Source organism: Marinilabiliales bacterium (assembly GCA_007695015.1).
Taxonomy (GTDB): domain Bacteria; phylum Bacteroidota; class Bacteroidia; order Bacteroidales; family PUMT01; genus PXAP01.
This window is the reverse complement of sequence record REEN01000011.1, coordinates 1-5,577: the sequence shown is the minus strand read 5'-3', so window position 1 is coordinate 5,577 and position 5,577 is coordinate 1. Positions and strand designations below refer to the sequence as shown.

Sequence of the window (5,577 nt, the reverse complement as noted above, 5' to 3'; positions counted from 1 at the left end):
AATACCTTCCTCCTTTTCATGCCTACTGCAAGCAGGACTCCCAGCTCTCTTACCCTTTCAAGGATCGACATCAGTATCGTGTTAAGCAATCCGAAAGAGACGGCCATAATAATGATTATCAATATCCAGATCAGGGCCTCACCGAGAACCTCAAGCGAATAATAAAGTGCCGGTTGCAGGTCCGCCCAGTGACGCACCTTCGTGTCAGGGTACAGTCCGCTTAATATTTCTGCAACCTCGCGATAGTCATCAGGATTTTCTAAAACTACGGCTATCTCAGTTACAATATCATCCTCTCCGATTATCCTGTTCAGATCTGAGGCATTGATAAAGACCGTCCTCTCTTCAAAACTTTTGGAAGTGAGTTTATAGATGCCCTCTACCCGGAATGATGAACTCACAATTTCACCTTCAATATCCTGGAAGGTGAGCACAAGGCGTGAACCCACGCCTGAATTCAGATTATTTGCAAGTGCCTGACCTATCACTATCGAAGGGAGTCTGCCGTTATCGTTTAAATATGTCCCTTCTGTCAGCAGCTCATCCAGTCCGGTAGTCCGCGCTTCAATTTCAGGGTCAATGCCTTTTATCCTTACACCGGCGTTCATGTTGGCCGAGGCGATCATGCCGTCAACCACCGTGCGGGGTGATGCCACCGTGATGTCATCTCTTTGCGATATTTCTGATGCAATTTCGATTCCCCCGGCAATATGGTACTGAGCTTCAGGGTTAGCAATAAAATCTGGATGATGTAATTGTATGTGGGAAACCTGGTTGTCAATGGTGTCTTCGAATTGCTGCTGTTCCAGCGCCAACCGCATAGCGGCTGAGAAAACCCCGCCCATCAGTCCGAGAACAATAGCTGTGATTATGGTAGCGGACCGGGACCTGTTCCTCCAGATGTTCCTCCATGATATTTTTATCAGTGTCTTCATGGTATGTATATTAAATTTTTATTATTCTATTTTCTTGCAGCGCTGATCATATCCAGTCTGAAAACCTTCTTTACAGGATAGAGGCTTACAACGAGGGCAATGAAGAATATCGTGATACCCTGGTAGATAAATATGTCCGGTGCCACCGAGAAGGGCAGCACAGGCTCAAAGCCCATATCCAGCATGACCTCGGCAAGTTCATCCTTAAGCGGTATCGGGTTCCTGTTCAGCCAGTACATTATAGGGTAGCCGACTGCCACACCGCATAATACCCCCAGCAGGCTCATGAATACTGTTTCCAGCAGGCATATTGCCGACAACTGCGTACGTTTCAGTCCGATCGACAGCAATATCCCGAACTCCCTCAGACGCTCATACATCATGGTCATGATGGTTCCGAAGATGCCAAAGCCGGCCACAATGTACAGGATCCATGCAAACACCTTTACCTGTGCATCACGGGCCTCGAGTGCTGCAACAGCATCAGGAAGAAGCTCCTCCCATGTTTTTACAGCATACCACTCATCATCCAGTTCTGCTCTGAGATTCTCAGCCAGCTCATCAACAACACCTTCGTCCTCCACCATCAGGATCAGGCTGCTCAATCTTTCAGGCGCAGCGAAAAACATTTGCGCCTCCTTAAGTGGAAGATATACCATGGTATTATTCTGCTCGGGCAGGTTGAATTCGACAATTCCGCCTACACTGTATATCCCGGCAGCGGTCATGCCCTGGAACCCCTGACCCATAAGCACTATTGAATCGCCTACCGACAGGTCAAGAAGATCGGCTACGCCTTTTGCAATAACCGCATATTGATCCTCATCGGTGAACATCTCACCCTCGATCAACTTCGAGGAGAGATCATTCATCCTGTCCTCCTTTTCGGGGACGATGCCCATTACATATACACCCCGTGTACCAATTTCCTTTGCACCCAGGCAGAATCCCTGAATTCTGGGAACTGTATAGCTGATGACCCCGGAATATTCTGCAAGTGCACTCTTTACCTCCTCGCCGTATTCGAGTGCATGGTCCATTGATGGCTCATCATGGTAAAGTGCATCCTGCACCTGCAGGTGGCCGGTCGAATTGTGGATAATCGAATCTATCATCACCTCCCTTGTCCCTTCAATGAGCGACATCAGGGCTATTGCCAGGACCACGGCAAACAGGACAGAGCTTACAGTTATAAAGGTCCTCCGTTTCTTCCGCCAGAGGTTTCTCCAGGCCAGAATTAGTAATAGCTTCATTTTTATTGATTTATTGGTTAAAAATTTCTTTTTTTTCAGGATACTATCTGATTGAAGTCAGGTTCTGGATCGAGAAGAAGCCTTCTGACACATCAATATCAAAATCAGCTTCATGGTATGTCAGTATGGTCCTGTGCCCGCGCTTGTCCTCCGGTATCATCTCCATAACCGCCGGCATAGGCCTGCCGCCAATGGTTTTTATATCCCTGAAGTGAATTGTGCTTACCAGATCACCGTATTCATCGTAGTTCTCAACCTTCACGGGAAGGTAATACTTTTTGCTTACCCAGTATCTGACCTTTTCATACACAACCGGTGTTTCGGGGTGGGGCACCATCTCAATTCTGTAGCACTCCAGGCCGTCGATGGTCTCGCTTCCTGCCATTTCATGATCATAGTCCTCGATAACCGAAACACCCCTTACAAGGTCGTCATTGGAGAAGTCCGATCCCATCCACGACTGCGACATCATCGAGGGAGGCATCCTGACCGTACGGTCGATATTGGGTACATAGTTCCATATCTCATTTCCGCGCTTGAGGAATGCCGTTCCCTGGTCCCTTGCAGGTGCGGTTACATAGATAAGGGCAAAGTCGTCTCCCAGGCTCCATGACCTCATTGAGATCTCCCTGGTATAGCGGGGCCTCACCGTCTCCATAGTCATTTCGGCGTAGGAGGCGTCACCCCTCATGTTATACTCCATCCGGCGAAGTATTTCCTTTGCATCCTGTCCGCTAACGGCCAGTGATGCAACTGCCAGAAAAACTGCTGTCAGAATTGTTCCTTTGGTTTTCATAAGATTAAGTTTAGTGTTATTTATTATATATCTGTCAGTTTAATTTCTAACATAAAAATACCATCAGGACAATGGTTTAGCAACAAAATGTCGATGAATGACGGGAAATTTATGTTGAATGGCTTCGGGTTATTTATGGGTCATTTACCTCCAATCCGGCACAAAAAAAACACCCTGTCGGGTGTCTGTTAGTTAATGCGACATGGTGGTATTGAAGGCTTTTCCTAACGGGGCTGATCCGCACGGGACTCAAGGCTGACCGGTCCGGCATGTTATTCCTGCCCCTCCAGCCACTTCTTGAAGGGCGTTACCTTATCTATGCTTACAAGTGCATCTTCATCGGTTCCGGGCTCAAGGTCAAGCTTGAGTCTGCTTGTTGAAAGGATATGGACCTCTTTTATCGAATCGAGCGATACGAGCATCCGCCTGTTAATTCTGAAGAACCTGGCAGGGTCAACCTCTTTCGTCAGTGCATCAAGGCTCTGGTCGAGGTAATAGTTTTTGTTATCCTTCAGGCATGCTGTCGTGAAACCGCCTTCGCTTCTGAAATAGCTGACATCTGATACGGCAAATGTCTTTATTTTCTGACCCACCTTGACAGAAAACCGTTCGCGGTATCCCTCATCCTTTTTTACAATAAGCTCGTAAAGCTTATGGATGTCGGTTGATTGTTGGCCGCCTGATGTCATCTCACGGTATTTTTTCAGGGCCAAGTTAAGCTCTTCTTGCACTATCGGTTTGAGAAGGTAGTCAATGCTCTTCAGTTTGAAGGCCTTGATTGCATATTCATCAAATGCTGTGGTGAATATAATTGAGCTTGATATATCGACTTTTTCAAATATGGCAAAGCTTAGGTCGTCCTCAAGGTGTATGTCAAGAAAAATCAGGTCGGGATGAGCATTCTCCCTGAACCACTCAACCGACTCCTCGACCGACTCAAGCTGGGCAATTATCTCTATATCCTTGTCGTATGAAAGGATCATCTTCTTCAGCCGCTCAGATGCAAGGGTTTCATCTTCAATTATCACTACTCTCATCACGTTGTTTTTATATTAATACTCATCTTTGATATAATCATGATCCAGCAGGGGTATCCTGGCAATGAACTCTTTCCTGCCCATTTCGAAGACAGGTTGTGCATCAGACAGCAGCGAATACCTTTTGCTTATGTTTATAAGCCCCACCCCGGTCGATGTCATTTGCGTCTTCCGGTTCTGCAGGTTGTTGACTACTGCCAGGTACCCTGTTCCTTGTGCCGATATCTCAATATTCAGGGGACTTTTCCTCGAAAAGGTGTTGTGCTTTATGGCATTTTCAATAAGCAATTGCAGGGCCATCGGAACCACCTGCTTGTCAGTTTCAGCATCTGCAACATCGGTTTTTACCTGCACTTTCCCGGCAAACCTGATATTGAGCAGAAACAGGTATGCCTTTATAAAATCAAGTTCAGTACCAAGGGTCACCAGGTCCTTTTCTTTATTCTCCAGCACGTAGCGGTAAACTTTCGACAGCTTTTCAGTGAACATCTCGGCCAGGTCAGGATCGACCTTGATCAGCGATGTAAGCACATTGAGGCTGTTAAAGAGGAAATGCGGATTGACCTGCTGTTTAAGTACCTCAAACTGCGATTGCAGGTTCTCTTTCTGCAGCTTGAGCAACTGGGTGTTTGCTTTGGTCAGCTTTGCCGTTCTCTCCTCAACTGTCTTTTCCAGTTGGCGGTTAAGCCGTTCCAGCTCCTGCTTGGCATACAGAAGGGCCTGTTCTGAATTCTTTTTTTCGGTAATTTCCATGGTAATGCCATCAAGGTAGAGTGTGTTGCCGGCCTTGTCAAACACCGGCCGGCCGTTTTCCTGCACCCAGATGACCGGTCCGTTTTTATGGATTAACCTGAATTCCAGAGAGTATGGCTTGTTGTTAATTACGCTTTCGCGGATTTGCTCCCTGACCGTTTCAAGGTCCTCATGATAAATGATATCGGTAAACCTTACGTTTTTGTTGTCAATGAAGTCCTCTGCACTGTAGCCGGTTATGTCAAATATCTTCTCGCTGTAGTATTTTGTCGTGAAATGCTCATCGTATAATGACCTGGAAACTGCCCCGGTCAGGTTGGATGTGAGGTTTTTGACAAGTGTACGGGTCTCCCGCAGCTTCTCCTCAGCCTTTTTCTTATCGCTGATATCAGTTACTATCCCGTCAATGAACAGCGCCTTCCCCTCTTTATCATACACACCCCTGCCGGCTTCATGAACCCAGACAATCTCGCCGCTTTTTTTAACCAGCCTGTAGTCGAGGTCAAATTTCTTTCTTCCGGCTATTGCTTCAGAAATAACTGCCCTGGCAGATCCCAGGTCACCGGGATGGATGACCGAAGCGAACGACCTTCCTTGTCCGGTAAAATCTTCAGGTCTGTAACCGGTGATATCTTCCACCTGGTCGGTAATGAACAGCATTTTCCACTCCTCGTCGGGAAGACATCTGTAGGTAAATCCTATAAGGTTGGATATTATGCTTTTAATCTGCTCCTTGTTTGCCTTCAGCTGTGCCGTAATGGCATCCCTGGCCTCAATCTCCTCTTCCAGCTTTGCATTAAGGG

5 protein-coding genes are annotated in these 5,577 nt (G+C 46.9%); all 5 read right to left on the bottom strand.

The genetic code is table 11. The features are described from left to right. Nucleotides 1–935: ABC transporter permease (locus EA408_00245; GenBank protein ID TVR75516.1), on the bottom strand; the 935-nt coding region annotated here is incomplete at its 3' end. A 26-nt stretch (nucleotides 936–961) separates the two neighbouring features. Continuing rightward, nucleotides 962–2,188, bottom strand: coding sequence for an ABC transporter permease (locus EA408_00240; GenBank protein TVR75515.1), 1,227 nt, complete (start codon nucleotides 2,186–2,188; stop codon nucleotides 962–964). 43 nt (nucleotides 2,189–2,231) lie between these two features. Next, nucleotides 2,232–2,984 carry an outer membrane lipoprotein-sorting protein gene (locus EA408_00235; GenBank protein ID TVR75514.1) on the bottom strand — a complete coding sequence of 251 codons (753 nt, stop codon included), beginning with the start codon at nucleotides 2,982–2,984 and terminating at the stop codon, nucleotides 2,232–2,234. A 272-nt stretch (nucleotides 2,985–3,256) separates the two neighbouring features. Next, nucleotides 3,257–4,024: a DNA-binding response regulator gene (locus EA408_00230; GenBank protein TVR75513.1), complete on the bottom strand. Its 768-nt coding sequence runs from the start codon at nucleotides 4,022–4,024 to the stop codon at nucleotides 3,257–3,259. Nucleotides 4,025–4,036: 12 nt separating this feature from the next. Further along, the coding region (locus tag EA408_00225) for a PAS domain S-box protein (GenBank protein ID TVR75512.1) at nucleotides 4,037–5,577 on the bottom strand (1,541 nt) is incomplete at its 5' end.